This is a genomic window from Streptococcaceae bacterium ESL0687, from assembly GCA_029392475.1.
In the GTDB taxonomy this organism is placed as follows: Bacteria; Bacillota; Bacilli; order Lactobacillales; family Streptococcaceae; genus Floricoccus.
Genome location: CP113940.1, coordinates 631,936 through 652,899, shown reverse-complemented (window position 1 = coordinate 652,899; position 20,964 = coordinate 631,936). Strand labels below are relative to the sequence as shown.

Below are 20,964 nucleotides of genomic sequence, written 5' to 3'. Positions count from 1 at the left end.
GGCTAGTCTTTTTTATTTAGGGTATTCTTATGCTGCTCCTTTTTCAACGTACTCAAGGTTTCCGACCTCTTGAACATCAAATTTTCCGTCCTTATAGACAATCTTTGTCACACTGGCGTTGGGTAGTTGGCCACCTGCAGGTTTTTGATCTGTCATCTCAGAAATCATAGCAAGTATTGACATACCGTGTGCTACGACAAGAACATTACCACCACCTGCTTCTTCAGTTTTTTTAGCAATTTCAGTAAGTTCTTCTCTCATTCGGTTTCCAACACCGTCCCAATCCTCAGACATGTTTGATGTGTCAAGTTTTTTAAGGGAGGTTAGCATGTCAGCAATAGAAGACTCACCACCTATTACAGCTGACATGAAATCGTCATAGGAGTCATAGCCCAAATCCTTACCAGTCTCACCCCACATCACCTCATCAGTTTCGCCCTCATAGGAACCAAAGCAAACCTCTCTTAATTTTTCACTTTCTTGAACATTAAGATCTTCCTGGTTATTGTTTACCAAGGCATAATGAGCAGTCTGACGGGCACGTCCTAGGTCACTCGAATAGGCAGAAACAAATTCAATATTGTCCTTTTTAAAACCACGTCCCAACTGCTCAGCCACTTCAACTCCTGGAGCTGTTAGGGGAGTATCTGACCACCCCTGGGCCCTGTGAACGCTATTAAACATGGTCTTCCCGTGACGGGTAACATATAAGACAACTTCGTTAGCATCTTTACTGGTACTTGAATCAACCTTGCTGCTACTATTTTTACCACATCCGACAAGAACCAGTAAAAAGACCAAAAGCATCCCCAGTGAAATTTTCTTCTTCATTTAAATCCTCCTTTGATTAAAGATAACCCTTATATTTATCTTATGAAAACGCATTCATTTTGTCAAAAATTAACTAGGTTAACTGGGGACATATAAAAAAGAGAATCCCACAAGGAATTCTCTTTAATTTATTATAGTTATTAAACTTCTGCTTTTTTCTCAGACTTAAAGTTAAGTTTGTCAGCTAAAATATCGATTACAACATCAGATTTTCCAGTGACTTTGCCTGAAACAATCTCTTTGGCAAGAGGAGTTTCAACTTCACGGGTAATGTAACGACGAAGCGGACGGGCACCATAAGCTGGTTCATAGGCATTTTCAGCAATAAAGGTTTTTGCATCATCACTTATTTTAAGGCTAATGTCTTGGTGTTCCAAACGTTTGGCAACAGATGCCACCATCTTATCAACAATTCCCTTAACATCATTTAGGCTAAGTGGTGTGAAGAGGATGGTATCGTCAATCCTATTAAGAAATTCTGGTTTAAAGTTTCCACGGAGGATTTCAAGAACCTGCTCTTCAGTCTCCTCAGAAATCTCACCATCAGAATTTACCCCTTCAAGAAGAAGTTGTGAACCGATATTACTTGTCATAATCATAACTGTATTTTTGAAATCAACAACACGACCTTTAGAGTCAGTTAAACGGCCATCATCAAGAACTTGAAGGAGGATATTGAAGACATCCGGATGAGCTTTTTCAATCTCATCAAGGAGAACAATGGTATATGGATTACGACGGACTGCCTCAGTAAGTTGCCCACCTTCTTCATATCCAATATATCCTGGAGGCGCTCCGACCAAACGAGATACAGCGTGTTTTTCCATGTACTCACTCATGTCAATTCTGACCATGTTATCTTCTGAATCAAAGAGACTTTCAGCTAAGGCCTTGGCAAGTTCTGTCTTCCCGACCCCAGTAGGTCCTAGGAAGAGGAAGGATCCAATTGGACGGTTTGGATCTTGTAGTCCTGCCCGAGATCTAATTACTGCATCAGACACGGCATCAACCGCTTCATCTTGTCCGATTACACGTTTGTGAAGGGTTTGGTTGAGGGTCATTAGTTTTTCACGGTCACTTTCAACAAGTTTTTTAACCGGAATACCTGTCAAACGACCGACAACTTCTGCAATCGAATCTTCAGTTACAGACTCTTGAACCAGTTTATCACTGTTATCGTTAGTTGCTTTTTGCTCTAATTTTGCCAGTTCTTTTTCAAGTTCTGGGATTGTACCATGACGGAGGACAGCTGCTCGTTCAAGGTCATAATTGTTTTCAGCATCTTCAAGTTCATGTTTGGCCTTATCAATTTCAGATCTTTTGTTTGAAACGGCATTAACTTCTTCTTTTTCAGTCTCCCACTTCATCTTAAGGGTGTTTGCTTCCTCACGTAGGTCAGCAAGTTCACCGCGAAGGGCATCTAGACGTTTTTTAGAAGCATCGTCACTTTCTTTTTTAAGGGCTGACTCTTCAATTTCAAGTTGAAGGAGACGGCGGGTTACCTGGTCAAGTTCAGTTGGCATTGAGTTCATCTCAACCCTAATACTTGCACAGGCTTCATCGACTAGGTCAATAGCCTTGTCAGGAAGGTAACGGTCTGTAATGTAGCGATCAGATAATTGAGCTGCCGCAACAAGAGCATTGTCATGGATGTTAACTCCGTGGTGGATTTCAAAACGCTCTTTAAGACCACGAAGGATTGAAATGGCATCATCAACAGTTGGTTCTTTTACCAGAACCTTTTGGAAGCGGCGTTCAAGGGCCTTGTCTTTTTCCATGTACTGGCGGTATTCATCAAGAGTTGTTGCCCCGACCACATTAAGTTCACCGCGGGCAAGCATAGGTTTCAACAGATTTCCGGCATCCATACTACCTTCTGTTTTACCAGCTCCGACAATATTGTGGATTTCATCAATGAAAAGGATGATTTGTCCTTCAGACTTCTCAACCTCTTTAAGGACAGCCTTTAGTCTTTCTTCAAACTCACCACGGAATTTAGCTCCGGCAATAAGAGCCCCCATATCTAATGAGTAAATTTTCTTATTTTTAAGATTCTCTGGTACGTCTTTTCTAACGATACGTTGGGCTAAACCTTCAACAATGGCTGTTTTACCAACCCCAGGTTCCCCGATTAAAACGGGATTGTTTTTAGTCTTACGTGACAGGATACGAATAACATCTCGAATCTCCTCATCACGCCCAATAACTGGATCCATCTTACCACTTTTAACATCTTCAATCAGGTCAGTGGCATATTTTTCAAGGGCCTCATATTGCTCTTCTTGATTTTGTGAAGTCACTCTTTCTCCCCCTCTTAACTCCTCAATTGCTTTTTTCATTTCACCTTCTGTAAGCCCTTGGCTCAAAAGGTAGTTGGTTAACTTATTATTTTTAACCTTCATTAGGGCTAGGAGAACAATTTCAGTTGATAGATATTCATCCTTAAATTCTTCTCTTAGCTTATCAGCTTCATTAAAAATATTAAATAAATCCTGGCTGATACTTTGACCATATTGGACATTTGATCCTGAGATACTTGGCAGGCTGTCAATTTGCTTGTCAATTACCCCCTCAAAGCCTTCAAGGTCAATTCCTAAATCAGTATAAAAATTCCTTGCAAAATGATTGGGTTGAACAAAAATTTTCCAAAGATGAGCTGTATCAATATCTTGATTGTGTCTAGTTACAGCTATTCCTTGGGCTTCACCCAGGGCATCTTGCATAGTAGTGGTCATTTTCTCAATGTTCATGTACACTCTCCTTCTTGGTGTAGAAGTAAAACATTATTTAAATCAATTACTGGACCTCAAATGAAAACGCTTGTTGGTCTACAAATAGATTATAGTAATTAATTTTCTTTTAGTAAAGCAATATATTAACAACAAAGGACAAGGATGAAGCTATCCCTGCCCTTGTCTATTTAAGATTATTTCTAAATAAATTTAACCAATTTGATCTTCAATTGATTCAACATACTCTTGAACTTGAGCAAGTTCTTTATCATATTCATGGTCTGCATTGTCAGAATATTTATCAACTTCTTTTAAGATTTTTTTGATTTCATGGATGGCTTTTTTCTCTTCAATCCATTCTCTGATGCGATGTGATTTTCCGTCTTCTTCTAATTCGCTGTATTTATCAACAGTTTCATCTAATTTAGTAAGAACACGTGAAATTTTATCCAAAACTTTTTCTTGTTTTTCAGTATAATCTGCCATTTTGAGACCCTCCAAATTTTAATAATGTCGAATAAGCGATTGCTTATTTCCTAACAAGGTCATTGTATTCCTTTTCAACTTTTTTTGCAAAAATTTATACCTTCGATTTTAAAAAATAAATAAACACACTTTTAATAGTGTGTTTATCTTCTTATTTAAAAGATTATTTTATAAGGAGTCCAGGCATAAGATAGGCCAGAATAAGCATAAGAGCTGCTGCGATGACTGTACCAGCAAAGATAGCCGGAAGAGACTTTTTAGGTGACATTCCAAGTAGGGCTGCAATTAAAGCTCCTGTCCAAGCACCAAAACCTGGGAAAGGAATGGCCGCAAATAAAAGTAGACCAATATTTAAGCTATTAGGATACTTTTTCTTAAGTTTTTCTCCGCCTTCACGTCCTTCTTTAACGATTTTTTTAGCCAGTCCTTTAATTGGACCATGTAGGCTTAAGAAATCTAGGATTTTTTCAATAAAGAAGATGATAAAAGGTACTGGTAACATGGTTCCTAAAACTGCAATTGGTCCTGCTTGATACCAGGGTAAGTCTAAAAGTCTTGCTGCTACAAGACCTCCCCTAAGCTCTAGAACTGGAAGGATTGAAATTATAAAAACCATCATCTTTGGTCCTAAATACTGCTTAAAAAATTCTACTACTACTTCTACCATGTTTATTTCCTTTTAATATATTTTATTCACAAACTACCTTTAAAGTTACCATTTTAAAAGGCTGAAATCAACCCCTTTTTACCCTGTCTCATTCCATTAGATAAAGAAAATTTTGCTATAATAAAAATAAAAATCAAAAAGGAGAAATTTATGCCACTCGCCCAATCGAGTCTTTTAGTAAGTCTCATTTGCCTGGTCTTTTATATTCTTGGCCTTTACTTTATTACAAAGCCCCTCAGCTACAGAAAACCTTTAGTTATTGTAGCCTCTTTAGTGTTTTTTGCCTTTATCAGCTACTATAATCTAAAATTTTATAAAAAATTAAGTAATGATAATATCTTTCAGGTTGTTAACTTAGTTAAAATTATGATTCCCCTGAGTTTTCTGCCTTATATTCTTGGAATTAATGCTTGGTTTAGATCAAAAAAATTCCCCATCAAGGAAATTTACACCTTCATTTTAGAGGTCTTATTTATCCTTCTTGCCTATTACCTGTGGCAACTATGCTTGAGTAATTTATATCTTGGAAGCATCTAATCACTGGGACTAAACTAGCAAGCAAGGCTTGCTAGTTGTTTAGGTCTAGCTTTTCTAAATCCTTATCTGATAACGGCCTATAGGCTCCGCGCTTTAGGTTATCATCAAGCATTAGATTTCCCATGCCAAGCCTTTCCAAATAGGTCACTTTTTTTCCAACAGCCTTGACCATTCGCTTAACTTGGTGGAATTTTCCTTCATGAAGGGTTAGCCTTATAAGGGAGGTGTCTTCTTGCGGATTTACTGATACAAGTTCCAGTTCTGCAGGTAGGCACAATTCTCCTCCGTCAATCGTAAGTCCTTCTGCAAAGAGCTTGATATCGTCCCCAGTCATGATGCCAGAGATTTCTGCCTGGTATAGTTTTGGAACGTGTTTTTTGGGAGAAAGGAGTCTGTGCGCCAAGTCGCCGTCGTTGGTCACTAGTAAAAGCCCTTCTGTATCCTTGTCAAGTCTACCAACAGGAAAAAGGTCATCCCTTCTATCAGAAGCCTTAAATAAATCCATGATTGTCTTGTCACGAGTATCGGTCTTGGCTGAAAGGTAGCCCGCTGGCTTATTAAGAAGATAGTAAAAATATTTTTGATAGTTTACTAGCTGTCCTCTGAAAGTAATTTGATCGGCTTCTTCATTAATTTGATGCTTGTCTGACTTTATCACCTGGCCATTTACTGTTACTTGGCCTTTTTTTATGTCCTTTTTGACCTCTGTCCGGGAACCCAGATTCATATTAGCTAAAAACTTGTCTAAACGCATTTATATTTCTACTTCCATTTCCTTTGTTATTCTGGTCATATTTTAACATTTTATCAGTGCTTTTTCTTTATTTAGGCGATTTTCAGCTTGTTTGGGTAAATTTATTATTAAATGAAAGCCAATCTATGCTAGAATTATTTCATATGCCCCAAAATATATTAAAGGAGATGTTTTGAAAAAATCTATTTTTTTATTCTTGTTAACTTGCCTATTTTTTATTTATCCAGCTAAAATCCTAGCTGATGATTCTCTAGGACCTAGTGGAGATCTTGTAAAAATTGCCCAAGATTTGGGCTACAAGGTCACAGAGGACTACAAACCTAAATCATCAATTGTAATTGATGCCAAAGACGGTCAAATCCTCTGGCAGGACAATCCAGATGAGATTAGAAATCCCGCCAGCATGTCAAAACTTATGACCATGTATCTGGTCTTTGAAGCCATGAAGGAAGGGACATTTGCCATGGATAGCCAGGTCACAGCCAGCGAGCTTGACCAGGAAATAAGCTGCCTTTATGCCGTAAGTAACAGTAGCATCCATGCTGGTGTTGATTATCCGGTTAAAGAGCTTATAACTATGACCCTAGTACCTTCATCAAATGTTTCAACAATCATGCTTGGAAATCTTGTTGCAGACGGAGATACTGGTAAATTTGTTGATATGATGAATGCCAAGGCCCAGGAAATCGGGATGACCAACACCCATTTCAACAATGCTGGGGGAGCTGAGGCTGTAGCCTTTAGTGGACTTTACAATCCAGCAGGCTATGATCCTAACAAGGGAAATTCAACTACTGCTAGGGATTTTGCCATTTTAGCCTACCATATTTTAAATGAATACCCACAAATTCTTGAATTTACCAGCCAGGCCACAGCAACTACCATGAAAGGCACCCCTTACGAGGAAAGTTTTGAGAACTATAACTATTCTCTACCAGGTACTGTGACTGGAGCGGCTTACGGATACGAAGGAGTTGACGGCTTAAAAACTGGATCAAGTCCTGAAGGAGCTTACAACTATACTGTTACCTGCAATAAAAACGGAATGAGGGTTATTGAGGTCATTATGGGAGTTGGTGATTGGGACGACGAGCCCAGCGAATTTATCAGACATCTCTTTGGAAATGCCCTTCTTGATAAAATTTATGCTGACTACAGTATGAATACCCTTTTAGCTAGTGGAGAGCAGACTGTCAATAATCAAAAAATCACAGTTGACCAGGAATTAAAGGCGGTCACTAAAAAGGGGACAGAAGCAAGTTTTAGCTTGGAAAATAATCAACTTGTTCTCACAAGTGCCCTTCCGCTAGTCAGTAAGACTTTTTCACCCCTTGCTGTCAACTATACGGAGACTAAATCAAGTCCTACCACCACGGCATCTAAAAATACAACAAAAAATACTGGTTCAGGATCTTCATTAAAAGATAGCTCCTTGTTTAAACTTTCAAAAATCAGCCTTCTACTTGTTCTGGGAATCACTATTTTAGTTGTTTTCCTAGCCCTTATCCTTCTTAGAGTTACTAGAAAGAGAAGAAAGGCTTAAAAACAAAAAATCTCCATAAATTGGAGATTTTTTTGTTTTTTTATTTTTCAGCCTTATCAAGATCGCTTGTCATTACATCAAGAGATTCAAGACCTGAACCTGCAAGGTACCAAACTTGTGGATCTAGACTTATAACCTGGTTATTTTTACCAGCCTTAGTTTCCTTAACTAAATCATTTGAAGCTAGATCATTTTTTGAATCATCTCCACCAATGGCCTTAGTACGGTCAATTACAAAGATAATATCTGGATTCTTTTCAGCAATGTACTCATAAGAAACATTTTGTCCGTGGGTACTTGCCTTAACATCTTCATCAGCTGGTTTGAAGCCGTATGAATCAAAGACAATTCCAAAGCGTGAACCCTTACCATAAGTTGATAGGTTACCCTCACTTGCCATAATAATCATAGCCTTCTTATCTGATTTTTCATTGGCTTCTTTCATTTTATCCATTGATTTTTGGATTTTTGCAATCTTTTCATCAGCTTCTTTTTCTTTACCAAAGACTTTGGCAAGTTCTTTAATATTTTCTTGAGTTGAAGCCCAAGGAGAGTTTGCATCTGTTGAGAAGAAGACAGTCGGTGCTATCTTAGATAGTTGTTCCTCGTAGTCCTTTTGACGACCTGCAATAACAATCAAATCAGGTTTTAGCTGATTAATTTTTTCAAGATCAGGCTCCTTAACTCCACCAACTGATGCAATGTCCTTGTATTGATCCAGGTAGCTTGGTAGAGAGCTTGTTGGAAGACCTGTTACACGGTCTTTAAGACCAAGTGAATCCATGGTGTCAAGTGAGCTGTAATCAAAAACAACAACCTTTTCCGGATTATAAGGAACTTCCTTTTCTCCATTAGAATCTTTAATTTTAATGGTCTTCTGGCTACTTGCCTCTGATTGGGTACTTGAACTTGTAGCTGTATCACTTGACCCCTTACTTCCACAGGCTGCAAGACCTATAAGAGTCACCAAAACAACAAGCGCTGATAGCATTTTTTTCATAATTTATTCTCCGTAAATTTATTAATTAAAGTACAGGCAAAATGGTTTGCCCTTTATTTGATGGACATGGACGTCCATATCATAGAGGTCACTTAAAACATCTTCTTTGATAATATCCTCTGTTTGTCCCCTTTTAAAGATTTGCCCGTCTTTCATGGCAACAATGTAGTCGGCATAAACAGCCGCAAAATTAATGTCGTGTAAAACAATAAATACTGTCTTATCATCCTTATCAACAAGTTCTCTTAATTCCTTCATGATCTGCTGGGCATGATTCATATCAAGATTATTAAGAGGTTCGTCAAAAAGCATGTAGCTACTATCTTGAGCCAAAATCATGGCAATATAAACCCGCTGCAGTTGACCACCTGACAGCTCATCAATCTTGTCCTGGGCCAAATCCCAAAGGTTCATTTTTTTTAAAACATGGTCAATAACCTGCTTATCTTCTGCAGTCAGCCTTCCCTTGCTGTGAGGGTAGCGGCCAAATGATACTAAATCTCTGACTGAAATCTTTAGGTTATAGCTATTTGACTGCTTTAAAATCGCAAGCCTCTTTGACAAGTCCCTTGATGACCAGGTCTTAATTTCCCTTTCATCAATGTAAATTTTTCCTTGATTTATGTCCTGCAGGCGACTAACTAAAGATAGCATGGTTGACTTTCCGGCCCCATTAGGACCAATAAAAGCAACTAGCTTGCCCTGAGGAATTTCAAGGTTAATGTCCCTTAATATGTCCTTACTGCCAAGCCTTTTTTCAACTGCACAAAGTTCAATCATACTTTCTTTCTCCTATAATTTTTCCAATAAAGATAATCCCACCAAGAAATTGGATGATAACGCTAATGGTCGTTGAAAAACCAAAGACCTGCTCAACCAGAAATTGACCTCCGACGAGTAAGACAATACCTATCAAACTAGATGCTAGAAAAATATAGCGGTGGTTAAAACTCGTAAAGATGGCCCGACTAATTGTTGATAAAATAAAACCTAGAAAAACTGTCGGTCCAACTAAGGCAGTTGACGTTGCTGTAAGTACGGAAATTAAAATTAAACTAACCATTTGAATCCTTGAAACATCAAGACCCAGGTTGATACTCGTATCCCGCCCCAGCTGCATGACATCAAGCTTTCCTCCAATGCCAAAAAAATAAGCAATCCCTATGAATATTAAAAGACTAGCTAGAAGCATGTGGTAGGTGTTGACATTACTAAAGGAGGCAAAGAGCTTACCCTGAAGCATGTCATACTCATTTGGATTCATAACAACCTGCAAGAAGGTACTAATGCTTGAAAAGAAAGTACCAGATACAATCCCAATCATTAGGACCTCAAAAAGATCCCCTCCCTCTCTCTTGGTAAAAACCATAATGGCAACTGTACTTAAGAGGGTCATCAAGAAGATGGTTCCTAGAAAAAGGGCCGTTGATTCTTGAGAGAGCATGGTAACCCCGCCAAATATAAAGAATAACAGGGTTTGAATAAGGACGTAAAGGTTGTCTAAACCTAAAATTCCTGGACTTAAAAGTCGGTTGGTCGTAAGGGTTTGAAAACTTACCGTTGACACTGAACTTGCTAGAGCTACTAGAACAAAAGCCATTAAGCGCTTACCTCTAAGGGCCAAAGCAAACTCCCAATTCCCGTAGGTATTATAGGTTAAATAAAGGACTACAAGAGCCAAAGCAAGCACAGCCAAGCAGCTGATTTTTAACCAGTAATTTTTTTCCTTAAGCATGCCTAATCCTCCTGTATAAAAAGAATAAAAATATACCACCACCCAAGGTTCCTACAATCACACTTACTGGAATCTCGTAAGGCGCAATGATCGTTCTTGAAAGGATGTCACAGACCACCAAAAAGATACTTCCAGACATCCAGGTTTGATTAAGGGTATTTTTTAAATGGTCTCCGTACATGAGGGAAACAAGATTTGGAATAATAATACCAAGAAAGGGAATACTTCCAACCATGATAAGAACAGACGTTGATCCAAGGGAAACAAGGACCAAGACCAGGGGAATTAAAAACTTATGATTGATACCAAGACTTGCTGCCATATCCTCACCCAGTCCTAAAACAGTTATTTGATAGGCAAGGATATAAATGGCGATAAAAACTGGTACGGTCACATAAATTAACTCATACTGACCCTTCATGACCATGGAAAAATTTCCCTGTAGCCAGGATGATAGGTTCTGGACAATTTGGAACTGGTAGGCAAAAAAGGTTGCAACAGATCCAATAATATTTCCAAACATAATACCTGCCAAGGGAAGAATCATCTCGTCCCCCTTGGGCAGCATCCGGCTCAGGGCCAAAAAGGCCAGGGAGCCAAGAAAGGCAAAAACAAAGGCAAAACTTGACTTTAAAAGCATGGTGCTGCCCGGAAAAATAAGCATGGCAATTAAAATACCCAAACGGGCACTATCCATCATTCCAATGGTTCCAGCTGATACGAATTTATTTTGCATCATATGCTGCATTATTTTCCCCGAAAGACTAATCATACCACCAGCCAAGATTAAACTAATGGTTCGTGGTACACGAACCTTAGAAAAAACCATTAATTGATTTTTGTCACCAGACAATACCCCTTCCATGTTGATACTATGAACTCCAACAAAAAGTGATAAGAGTCCAAAAATTACCAATAGCCCTAAAGGTATATACTTTTTCACCCCAACTCCCCTAAAATCTTATTTGTCTTTGGTAAAAATCTCTAGTATTCACTTAATTTTAATAAATTTTTGTGAAAAATTTAATATAACAAAGACCTGTCTAGTATATCATTGTCAAATACTTTTTACAAGAATAATGTAAAATATATTTTACTTTTTTAAAAAATATGAAAAAAAGAGCTAATTTTATAGCTCTTTTATAGGTCTTGTTCAAGTTTTTCAAGCATGAGGGAGGCCACATTAAGGCACTTTAGCTCAGTCCTCTTTTGGTATTCTTCAAAAAAGTAGGGAAAGTGGGTACAGGCAAAAATTATCTCTTGGACGGCATTTTCCTTAAAAAATTCAATGCTAGCAGGAAGGCCGTAAGATTTCACAAGTTGAGCTGCTGGTACCTCCTCCTCCACTGCATAAACCCAGGCAAGGTTTGAAATGGCAGAAATTCTAATTTGCGAATTGGCCTGGGTCATAACCCGCTCCACCCCTGCTGCTCCCTGGGCATTGGCTGCTAAAAGGCCCAATTTACTGTGATTTTGAGCCAGCTCCTTGTAGATAGTAAAGGGTGTAATGACTGGTTTTTGGTACTTACTGGCCAAAAAATCAAAATCGACAGAGGCTGAGAGGGAATTACAGTAGATAAAGAAGGCATCTACACCTTGGGCCAAATAATCTTCAAATATCTCTTCCATTTTAAGCATCCTCTCTTCTGACTCCATGGTCTGAAAGTAGGTCTGTTCATTAGGATTTTCAGATATATATTTTTCAAGCATCAAAATTTTATCAGCAAACTCGGACTTGGCTACAAGCTCCGCTCCTGCCCTGGTATCAACAGGCGTTCCCGCAACCACAAGTACTTTTTTCATAGACTCCTCCTAAGATCTTAAAATTCCTTCCAGTATAGCAAAAAATTTGGAGGGTGACTAAAAAAACCACCCTTCATAAGGTGGTTTTTTCCATTTCTATTCTTCATCCATGCTAAGGACACTTAGGAAGGCTTCCTGTGGTACCTCAACTGAACCGATTGATTTCATCCGTTTTTTACCGGCCTTTTGCTTCTCAAGAAGCTTACGTTTACGGGATACGTCACCACCGTAACACTTGGCAAGTACGTTTTTACGAAGGGCCTTGATGTCAGATCTAGCCACAATCTTGTGACCGATAGCTGCCTGGATTGGCACCTCAAATTGCTGGCGGGGGATGATTTTCTTAAGTTTTTCAACAATAAGTTTCCCGCGCTCATATGCAAAGTCCTTGTGGACGATGAATGATAGGGCATCGACCTTTTCGCCGTTAAGAAGGATATCCATCTTAACCAGGTTACTTGGACGGTACTCACTGATTTCATAGTCAAAGCTTGCGTAACCCTTGGTGCTTGACTTAAGCTTGTCAAAGAAGTCATAAACGATTTCAGACAGCGGAATTTGGTAGATGATATTTACCCTGTTATCATCAATATAGTCCATGGTCACAAACTCACCACGTTTTCTTTGGGCCAGATCCATAACAGCCCCTACGAATTCACTTGGAACCATAATTTGAGCTTTAACAAAAGGCTCTTCAATGTTTTCAATCATAGTTGGATCAGGGAATTCACTTGGGTTTGAGACAGTAATTGACTCACCAGCTGTTGTGTTTACCTGGTAGATAACACTTGGTGCAGTCATGATAAGATCCAGATTGAATTCACGCTCCAGACGCTCTTGGATAACGTCCATGTGAAGAAGTCCTAGGAATCCACAGCGGAAACCAAAACCAAGGGCTTGAGATGTTTCAGGCTCAAAACGAAGGCTGGCATCATTCAATTGAAGTTTTTCAAGGGCCTCACGCAGGTCATTATATCTGTTTGAGTCAATAGGATAAAGACCACAGAAAACCATCGGATTAAGTTCCTTGTACCCTTCAAGAGGTTCTGCTGCTGGATTGTCAGCTAAAGTCACTGTGTCCCCAACACGGGTGTCGGCAACTGTTTTGATGCTGGCTGCAATGTAACCAACGTCACCTGCCATCAGGTAGTCACGGTCAACGGCCTTAGGAGTAAAAATTCCAACCTCTGTTACGTCAAAGGTCTTACCATTACTCATCATCTTGATCTTATCACCTGGCTTAACCACCCCGTCCATTACACGAATGTTTAAGATAACCCCACGGTAGGCGTCATAGACTGAGTCAAAGACCAGAGCCTTAAGGGGCGCTTCAACATCACCAGCTGGAGCTGGTACCTTTTCAACGACTTGCTCAAGGATTTCTTCAATCCCGATCCCTGCCTTGGCACTGGCTAAAACTGCATCACTAGCATCAAGACCGATAACATCTTCAATCTCAGTACGAACACGCTCTGGATCAGCTGCTGGTAGGTCAATTTTGTTAATAACTGGAATAATTTCAAGATCATTATCAAGGGCCAGGTAAACATTGGCCATGGTTTGGGCCTCAATCCCTTGGGCTGCATCAACCACAAGGATGGCACCCTCACAGGCCGCAAGACTTCTTGATACCTCATAGGTGAAGTCGACGTGTCCCGGTGTGTCAATCAGGTGGAAAATGTAAGTTTCCCCGTCTTTTGCCCTATAGTTAAGCTCGATGGCATTAAGTTTGATGGTAATCCCGCGCTCACGCTCAAGATCCATTGAGTCAAGGAGCTGGTCCTGCATCTCACGTTTAGAGACAGTCTGCGTCTGCTCCAAGATTCGGTCAGCCAGAGTCGATTTCCCGTGGTCAATGTGGGCAATAATCGAGAAGTTACGAATCTTCTTCTGACGTTCCTTTAATTCATTAATATTTATATTTGACATTTATTTTTCCCTCATCATATTAATTTGATAATTCCTTTAATTCTACCATTTTTTTGGTCAAAAGTCATTATTTCTAGGACAAGCATGGCCTTAAGATTTAGAAAACACTTATAATTCTCCCAGTAAATTATCTGGGCTAGGATAACTTTTTATCAAAAGCGAAATAAATGTTATAATCAAGCTATGACGACTAAAGAAAAAGTATTTAAAATTTTATTCGAAGCTTCCGACTATGTTAATGGCGAGGAAATTGCCGTTGATTTGGATATCAGTAGGACAAGTGTCTGGAAGGCGGTCAAGGCACTTGAAAGGGATGGAATCTTGATTGATTCCGTTAAAAATAGGGGTTACCGCCTGATTGCAGGCGATCTTCTTGACGCTAAAAAAATCCTTGAGGCAAGTCCTAAACTAAGGGCTGTTGAAATTATTAAATCTAGCCAGTCCACCCAGGCTGATGCTAAGATGGACCTTTCAGAAGACACCCTCTATCTGGCAAATGAGCAAGGGCACGCCAGGGGGCGATTTGGTAGGGAATTTTATTCGGAAAAAGGCCGGGGTATTTATATGAGTCTTGTCATAAAGCCTCATCTCCTCTTTGATGAAATGCCTCAATATACTGTACTTACAGCTGCAGCTGTGGTTTGCGCCATTAAAAAACTGACAGGGATTGAAACTGAAATTAAGTGGGTTAATGACATCTACCTAAACGGTAAAAAACTTGCAGGGATTTTAACCGAAGCCCAGACTGACGTTGAATCAAAAACAGTCACTGACTTAATTATTGGGATTGGACTTAACTTTTCCATCCAGGACTTTCCAGATGAAATCAAAGACAAGGTCACAAGCCTTTTTAAAACAGATGCTCCTATCACAAGAAATCAACTAATTGCAGAGATTTGGAATCAATTTTTTGAATTGATGGACGAAGACTATCTGGCAATCTACAAGAAACATTCACTTGTTTTAGGCCGTGATGTTTCCTACAAGCAGGGTAAAACTGAATACGAAGGACGTGCTGTTGACATTAATGACCGGGGGGAATTAATCGTTGACACTCAAGAAGGACTTAAGACCATTGGTAGCGGGGAAATTTCTCTTAGTAAATGGTAAAACAAAAACCAGCCTAGGCTGGTTTTTTTATTTGTCTTGGTTTGCTTTAAGTTTTGCTACTGCTTTTTCAAATACTTGAGGTAGTGGGGCTTCAAATTCAAGCCATTCACCACTTGTTGGGTGTTCAAAACCAAGTACTTGAGCATGAAGGAACTGGCCTTCATTTGGTGTTAGTGTCTTTTTAGGTCCGTATAAGGGATCGCCTGCCACAGGGTGACCAATATAAGCCATGTGAACACGAATTTGGTGGGTTCTACCTGTTTCAAGTTCTAGTGAAATCAGACTGTAGTCTTTGAAACGTTCAAGGACTTCAAAGCGGGTTACAGCGTCTTTTCCACCTGCTACAACAGCCTGTTTCTTACGGTCTTTAGGACTGCGGCCAATTGGCGCTTCAATCATCCCACGGTCTCGTGGTAGAACTCCGTGAACCAAGGCCAGATAACGGCGCTTACTTGACTTGTCCTTGAGTTGGGCTGCAAGTTTTTCATGGGCCGCATCATTTTTTGCGACCATGAGAAGGCCTGAGGTATCCTTGTCAATCCTATGAACAATCCCTGGGCGAACAACTCCGTTAATTGAAGAGAGGTTTTTAATCTGGTGCATGAGTCCATTAACCATGGTTCCAGAGGGATGACCGGCTGATGGGTGAACTACCATGCCTTGAGGTTTATTAACTACTGCCACATCATCATCTTCATAAATGATATCAAGATTAAGATCTTCAGGTAGGTACTCTAAGACTTCTTCTACAGGCGGTTCAAATTCGATAACATCTCCTGCTTGAACCTTGTATTTGGCCTTGGCCACACGCCCATTGACTGTTACTTGACCTGTTTTGATTAATTCATTGGTAACAGTTCTTGAGTATTCGGTTAAATCAGCTAAGGCCTTGTCCAAACGAGGTCCAGCATTTTCTATTAGTATTTTCAATTTTTATGGTTCTCCTTTTTTTTATCATCACGGTAGATGGCTATATAAAGTAATACTACACCAACACATAGGAAAATATCTGCCAGATTAAAAATTGGAAAATTAATAAAATCTACTTGGAACATGTCAACAACATAACCCATACGAATACGGTCGATGAAATTACCTAAGGCTCCTGCAATGATTAAAGCCACAGTATAGCTAATGCCATTGTTTTTATTTATATTTTTTAATAAAAAATAGATTCCAACTGCTAGAGCAAGGATTGTTATGAGGGTAAAAAACCACTGCTTTCCTTCCATTAGGGACCAAGCTGCACCTGTATTTTGCAGGTGGGCCAGGCTAAAGACGCCCTTAACTACAGATTTACTTTCACCTAGGGGAATATTTTTAACCGTCTCAATTTTAACTAATTGATCAGCTATTACTCCTCCTATTATCATTAGTGGGATTAATATTTTTTTCATACCCTGTATTATACCATTTTATTCCCAGTTTATTAACCTTCTTGTATGATGAGAATTAAAAGAAGTGGCGGTCTAGACCTCCACTTCCTCCTTGATTTGTTTTTTAGCCGTAGCAAGCATTAGCCTAATCCTATTGAGTTGGTTGACCAAGCTAACTCCTGGATCATAGTCAATAGGGGCAATATTTGCCTTAGGATACTGGCGGCGCAGCTCCTTGATCATTCCCTTTCCGACTATATGGTTTGGCAGACAGCCAAAAGGCTGCAGGCAGACAATGTTATCAACACCGTCTTGTAAAAGCTCAATCATCTCACCTGTTAGGAACCATCCTTCACCCGTATGATTACCGATTGAAATAATTTTTTCCGTATCAGCTGCTAGACTGTCAATTGAATGAAGACCTTCAAACCTATTCGATGCACGAAGGGCCTTATTCATTGGTTTTTCAACCATATTGATGATATTTAGTAGCCCACGCGCTAAAAATTTACCCTTCTTGGAATGACCGATATTTTCAGCCTTCCAAATTTGATTGTAAAGGGAATAGTTCATAAAGCCTATAATATCAGGAACAACAGCTTCTGCTCCTTCTGCCTCAATGATTGATACAATGTCATTATTGGCAGTTTTTGAATACTTAACAAGGATTTCTCCCACAACCCCGACTCTTGGTTTTTTAATATCTAAAAGAGGAATTTCATCAAACTCACGAATTATGGCCTTCATATTTCTATTAAATTCAAAGAGTGAGGCTGATTTGACATTCTTTTGGGCCTTCTTCAACCATTTTTGATGGAGGGCATTAATTTCTCCCTGGTTTATTTCGTAAGGTCTGGTCCTGTAGACTACCCTTTCAAATAAATCCCCGTAGAGGGCTGCAATCATAAATCTTGTCATCAAAGGCAGGGTGAACTTAAAGCCTTCAGATGACTCTGTCCCCTTGTTACCCATTGACAGACTGACTACAGGTACCTGAGGGAAACCAGCATCTTTTAAGGCCTTCCTAAGAAGGGGAATGTAGTTGGTCGCCCTACAACCGCCTCCTGTCTGGGTCATCATTACACTGGTGTTATTGACATCGTAATCTCCTGACTGAAGGGCATCAATCAATTGGCCTATTGAGATGATGGCAGGATAGCATGAGTCATTATTTACAAATTTAAGTCCTGCTGAGATACTGTCTTTGGTATCTGGAAGGACAACCACATTGTAGCCTGAAGCTTGAAAGGCTGTATCAATTAGACCTGCCTGGTGAATCGGTGACAGCATGGGCATAAGAAGGGTGTGTTTCTTTCTCATATCCTTGGTGAAGACAGGCTCTTCTTTTACAAGTTCTTCAATCTTAGTTGGAAGTACATCTTTTCGTTTGTCCCGCTCCTTAACGGCAGCCTTAAGACTTCTTAAACGAATTCTTACAGCTCCCATATTTGAACCTTCATCAATTTTTAAAACAGTATAAAGTTTGTTCTTTTGGGCCATGATTTCTTCAACCTGGTCAGTTGTAACGGCATCAAGTCCGCACCCAAAGGAATTAAGTTGGACTAGTTCAAGATTTTTATTTTTGGCAACAAGGCGGGCTGCAGCATAAAGTCTTGAATGATAAACCCACTGGTTTACGACCCTTAAACCACCCACATCTCCTAAATGAGAGACACTGTCCTCTGTTAGAACATGAAAGCCCTCTTGAATCATAATGTCCGCAATCCCGTGGTTAATTTCAGGATCCAAATGATAAGGGCGGCCTGAAAGGACAATGGCCTTTTCATTATTTAAATTAATCTTCATAAGAAGATCCTCTGCCTGATTTCTAAGATCATTTTTAAAGGCATCTAGCTCTTCAAAACCATGGATAATCGCTGCCTCAACCTCTTGTTTACTAAGGTCAAAATCAGCCAAAGAATCATAAAGGGACTGGGTCATACTCTTCACATCAGCTAGGTTAATAAAAGGGTGAATGTACTTAACCTGACCATCACGAATTTCATCAACATTATTTTTTATAACCTCAGGATAGCTCTGAACAATCGGACAGTTGAAGTTATTTTGAGCCGTCTTGTCCTCCTGCCTTTCAAATAAAACAGAAGGATAGAAGATTGTTGGAAGGCCTTTTTTAATCAGGCTTGCAATATGTCCGTGAGATAGTTTTGCAGGGTAGCAGACCGTATCAGAAGGGATGGTCTCAATTCCTGACTCATAAAGTTCCTTGTTGCTTCTTGGAGAAAGAACAACCCTAAAACCTAGGTCACTTAAAACAGTGTGCCAAAGGGGATAGTTTTCATACATATTAAGAACCCTTGGTAGTCCAATTTCCCCGTTTTTGGCGTCTTTTCTCCTTAAGGATTTATACTTGAATAATTTCTTGTATTTATAGTCAAGAAGGTTGACCTTTTTGTCCTTATTGAGAGCTTTCTGCTGCATGGCCTTTTCCACCCCACGCTCGCACCTATTTCCTGATACGAACTTACGACCATCATTAAAGACTGAAAGGGTCATCTTACAGTTGTTCTCGCAAAGACCACATTTGACAAATTCCTTGGTTGTCTCAAAGGCCGAAAGCTCCTCAAGGGGTAAAATCTGTGATGGTACAGAATCCATGTTTTCAAGGGCGATTAGGGCACAACCATAGGCACCCATAAGTCCTGCGATATTGGGACGAACAGCCTGGCGACCACTAATTTTTTCAAAGGACCTAAGGACAGCTTCATTGTAGAAGGTTCCCCCTTGAACAACTATTTTTTCACCCAAGTCTTCTGGCTTCTTAACCTTGATAACCTTGTAAAGGGCGTTTTTAATAACTGAGTAAGACAAGCCAGCTGAAATATCACCAACACTTGCCCCTTCCTTTTGAACCTGCTTAACCTTAGAGTTCATAAAGACCGTACAACGGGAACCAAGATCAACTGGGTGACTGGCTAAAAGGGCAAGCTCTGCAAAATCACGCACATCGTGCTTGAGGGATTTGGCAAAGGTTTCAATGAAGGATCCACAGCCAGAACTACAGGCTTCATTAAGCTGAATACTTGATAGGGCTCCGTCCTTAATCTTCATGGCCTTCATATCCTGGCCACCAATATCTAGGATAAAGTCAACCCCAGGCTGGAAGAAATCTGCAGCCTTATAATGAGCCATGGTTTCAACCTCACCAAAGTCGATTTTGAGAGCATTTTTAATCAAATGTTCCCCGTAACCAGTAACAGCTGATTTGGCAATGTAGGCATCCTCTGGCATCTCCTTATAAAGCCTACTTAGGACTTCAATAACATTTTCAAGGGGCTCTCCGTTATTACTACCATAGTGGTCAAAAAGAATATCCCCGTCCTCATTGATAAGCACAAGTTTACTGGTTGTTGAACCGGCATCGATTCCTAGAAAGGCTGGGCCCTTATGATCTGATAAGTTGGCATAAGAGGCACTGGCCTTTTTGTGACGCCTTCTAAATTCCTTAAGTTCTTCTTCATTTTCAAAAAGTAAATCAAGAGTATCCTGAGGAACAAGGGCATCTGATGAGTCCTGGCTAAGGGAGGCGATTAGGTCATCGATTGTTTTTGTTTGGCGGTTTGAATCATCATCAAGGGCCGCTCCCATGGCCACAAATAATTGCGGATTTTCAGGGAAAACAACATTTTCCTCTGCTATATTTAAAGTTTCAATGAAGCGCCTACGGAGCTCACTCATAAAGAAGAGAGGGCCTCCTAAAAAGGCGATGTTTCCTTTGATTTTTCGCCCAGCAGCAAGACCTGCAATGGTCTGATTAACCACGGCCTGAAAGATTGAAGCTGCAATGTCTTCCTTTCTAACTCCTTCATTCAGAAGGGGCTGAACGTCGGTCTTAGCAAAAACCCCGCAACGACTGGCAATCGGATAGATATTTTGGTAATTTTTGGCCAGCTCATTAACACCTGCTGCATCTGTCTTCAAAAGGGCAGCCATTTGGTCAATGAAGGCACCAGTACCACCAGCACAGGTCCCGTTCATCCTCTGCTCAAGCGTCCCATCAAAGAAGGTCATCTTGGCATCTTCTCCTCCAAGTTCAATCATAACGTCAGTTTGAGGAATGAACTTTTCAATAGTTAAGGTAGAAGCAATAACCTCCTGGATAAAGGGGACGTCAATCACGTCAGCAAGACCCATTCCACCAGACCCTGTAATAGAAAGCTCAAGTTCCAAATTCCCAAGCTCGTTCTTTAGTTCTTCCAATACCTTGATGGTCGCATTTTTAACATCTGAAAAATGCCTCTCATATCTTGAAAAGATTAACTCATAATCCTCATCAAAGACCACTACTTTTACCGTGGTCGAGCCTACATCAATCCCTGCCCTATATTTCATATTTCTCCCTTTCAAGCATACATTCAAACAACACTGTGTCGCATATCTATTATATTACACCGCTCATATTTGAATGCAACCATCAAATTTGATATCATATTGCTTAAACAA

Annotated in this window: 17 protein-coding genes; 3 read left to right on the top strand and 14 right to left on the bottom strand. The window is 39.8% G+C overall.

The features are described from left to right. Window positions 1-27: 27 nt before the first annotated feature. The 4 genes from OZX60_03315 to OZX60_03300 form a co-directional block, all read right to left on the bottom strand. The gene (locus OZX60_03315; protein WEV45773.1) at window positions 28-831 is read right to left on the bottom strand and encodes a histidine phosphatase family protein; all 804 of its coding nucleotides are present in this window, start codon (window positions 829-831) and stop codon (window positions 28-30) included. 140 nt (window positions 832-971) lie between these two features. Beyond that, window positions 972-3,581, bottom strand: a complete 2,610-nt coding sequence (gene clpB, locus OZX60_03310) for an ATP-dependent chaperone ClpB (GenBank protein ID WEV45772.1) — start codon at window positions 3,579-3,581, stop codon at window positions 972-974. 192 nt (window positions 3,582-3,773) lie between these two features. Continuing rightward, complete coding sequence (locus tag OZX60_03305) at window positions 3,774-4,049, bottom strand: hypothetical protein (protein WEV45771.1); 276 nt, start codon at window positions 4,047-4,049, stop codon at window positions 3,774-3,776. Window positions 4,050-4,212: 163 nt separating this feature from the next. Continuing rightward, window positions 4,213-4,716 (bottom strand): small multi-drug export protein, encoded by a 504-nt coding sequence (locus OZX60_03300; GenBank protein WEV45770.1) that lies wholly within the window; start codon window positions 4,714-4,716, stop codon window positions 4,213-4,215. 150 nt (window positions 4,717-4,866) lie between these two features. Here OZX60_03300 and OZX60_03295 point away from each other — a divergent pair, with 150 nt between their 5' ends. Next, window positions 4,867-5,253 (top strand): hypothetical protein, encoded by a 387-nt coding sequence (locus tag OZX60_03295; GenBank protein ID WEV45769.1) that lies wholly within the window; start codon window positions 4,867-4,869, stop codon window positions 5,251-5,253. Between the two features lie 31 nt (window positions 5,254-5,284). Here OZX60_03295 and OZX60_03290 read toward each other — a convergent pair whose 3' ends face one another. Beyond that, window positions 5,285-6,007 carry a pseudouridine synthase gene (locus OZX60_03290; protein ID WEV45768.1) on the bottom strand — a complete coding sequence of 241 codons (723 nt, stop codon included), beginning with the start codon at window positions 6,005-6,007 and terminating at the stop codon, window positions 5,285-5,287. A gap of 172 nt (window positions 6,008-6,179) precedes the next feature. Between OZX60_03290 and OZX60_03285 the strand changes: the two genes are divergently transcribed. Continuing rightward, window positions 6,180-7,550: a DUF1958 domain-containing protein gene (locus tag OZX60_03285; protein WEV45767.1), complete on the top strand. Its 1,371-nt coding sequence runs from the start codon at window positions 6,180-6,182 to the stop codon at window positions 7,548-7,550. 40 nt (window positions 7,551-7,590) lie between these two features. Here OZX60_03285 and OZX60_03280 read toward each other — a convergent pair whose 3' ends face one another. From OZX60_03280 to lepA, 6 genes are all read right to left on the bottom strand, one after another. Beyond that, entirely contained in the window at window positions 7,591-8,550 is a 960-nt protein-coding gene (locus tag OZX60_03280; protein WEV45766.1) for a siderophore ABC transporter substrate-binding protein, read from the bottom strand. Between the two features lie 21 nt (window positions 8,551-8,571). Next, window positions 8,572-9,330, bottom strand: coding sequence for an ATP-binding cassette domain-containing protein (locus OZX60_03275; GenBank protein WEV45765.1), 759 nt, complete (start codon window positions 9,328-9,330; stop codon window positions 8,572-8,574). Beyond that, entirely contained in the window at window positions 9,323-10,285 is a 963-nt protein-coding gene (locus OZX60_03270; GenBank protein ID WEV45764.1) for an iron chelate uptake ABC transporter family permease subunit, read from the bottom strand. Before OZX60_03270 ends, OZX60_03275 begins: the two co-directional genes overlap by 8 nt. Further along, window positions 10,278-11,228 carry an iron chelate uptake ABC transporter family permease subunit gene (locus OZX60_03265; GenBank protein ID WEV45763.1) on the bottom strand — a complete coding sequence of 317 codons (951 nt, stop codon included), beginning with the start codon at window positions 11,226-11,228 and terminating at the stop codon, window positions 10,278-10,280. Before OZX60_03265 ends, OZX60_03270 begins: the two co-directional genes overlap by 8 nt. A gap of 197 nt (window positions 11,229-11,425) precedes the next feature. Then, window positions 11,426-12,088, bottom strand: a complete 663-nt coding sequence (locus OZX60_03260) for a glutamate racemase (GenBank protein ID WEV45762.1) — start codon at window positions 12,086-12,088, stop codon at window positions 11,426-11,428. 96 nt (window positions 12,089-12,184) lie between these two features. Next, window positions 12,185-14,008, bottom strand: a complete 1,824-nt coding sequence (gene lepA / locus OZX60_03255) for a translation elongation factor 4 (GenBank protein ID WEV45872.1) — start codon at window positions 14,006-14,008, stop codon at window positions 12,185-12,187. Window positions 14,009-14,200: 192 nt separating this feature from the next. On the opposite strand from lepA, the gene birA reads away from it, so the two are divergent. After that, complete coding sequence (birA, locus tag OZX60_03250; protein ID WEV45761.1) at window positions 14,201-15,127, top strand: bifunctional biotin--[acetyl-CoA-carboxylase] ligase/biotin operon repressor BirA; 927 nt, start codon at window positions 14,201-14,203, stop codon at window positions 15,125-15,127. A gap of 27 nt (window positions 15,128-15,154) precedes the next feature. On the opposite strand, the gene OZX60_03245 is transcribed toward birA, so the two are convergent. The 3 genes from OZX60_03245 to OZX60_03235 form a co-directional block, all read right to left on the bottom strand. Next, window positions 15,155-16,057, bottom strand: a complete 903-nt coding sequence (locus tag OZX60_03245; GenBank protein ID WEV45760.1) for an RluA family pseudouridine synthase — start codon at window positions 16,055-16,057, stop codon at window positions 15,155-15,157. Then, window positions 16,054-16,524 (bottom strand): signal peptidase II, encoded by a 471-nt coding sequence (gene lspA / locus OZX60_03240; GenBank protein ID WEV45759.1) that lies wholly within the window; start codon window positions 16,522-16,524, stop codon window positions 16,054-16,056. The genes OZX60_03245 and lspA overlap by 4 nt, the downstream gene beginning before the upstream one ends. Window positions 16,525-16,596: 72 nt before the next feature. Then, complete coding sequence (locus tag OZX60_03235) at window positions 16,597-20,853, bottom strand: acyl-CoA dehydratase activase-related protein (GenBank protein ID WEV45758.1); 4,257 nt, start codon at window positions 20,851-20,853, stop codon at window positions 16,597-16,599. Window positions 20,854-20,964: the final 111 nt, after the last annotated feature.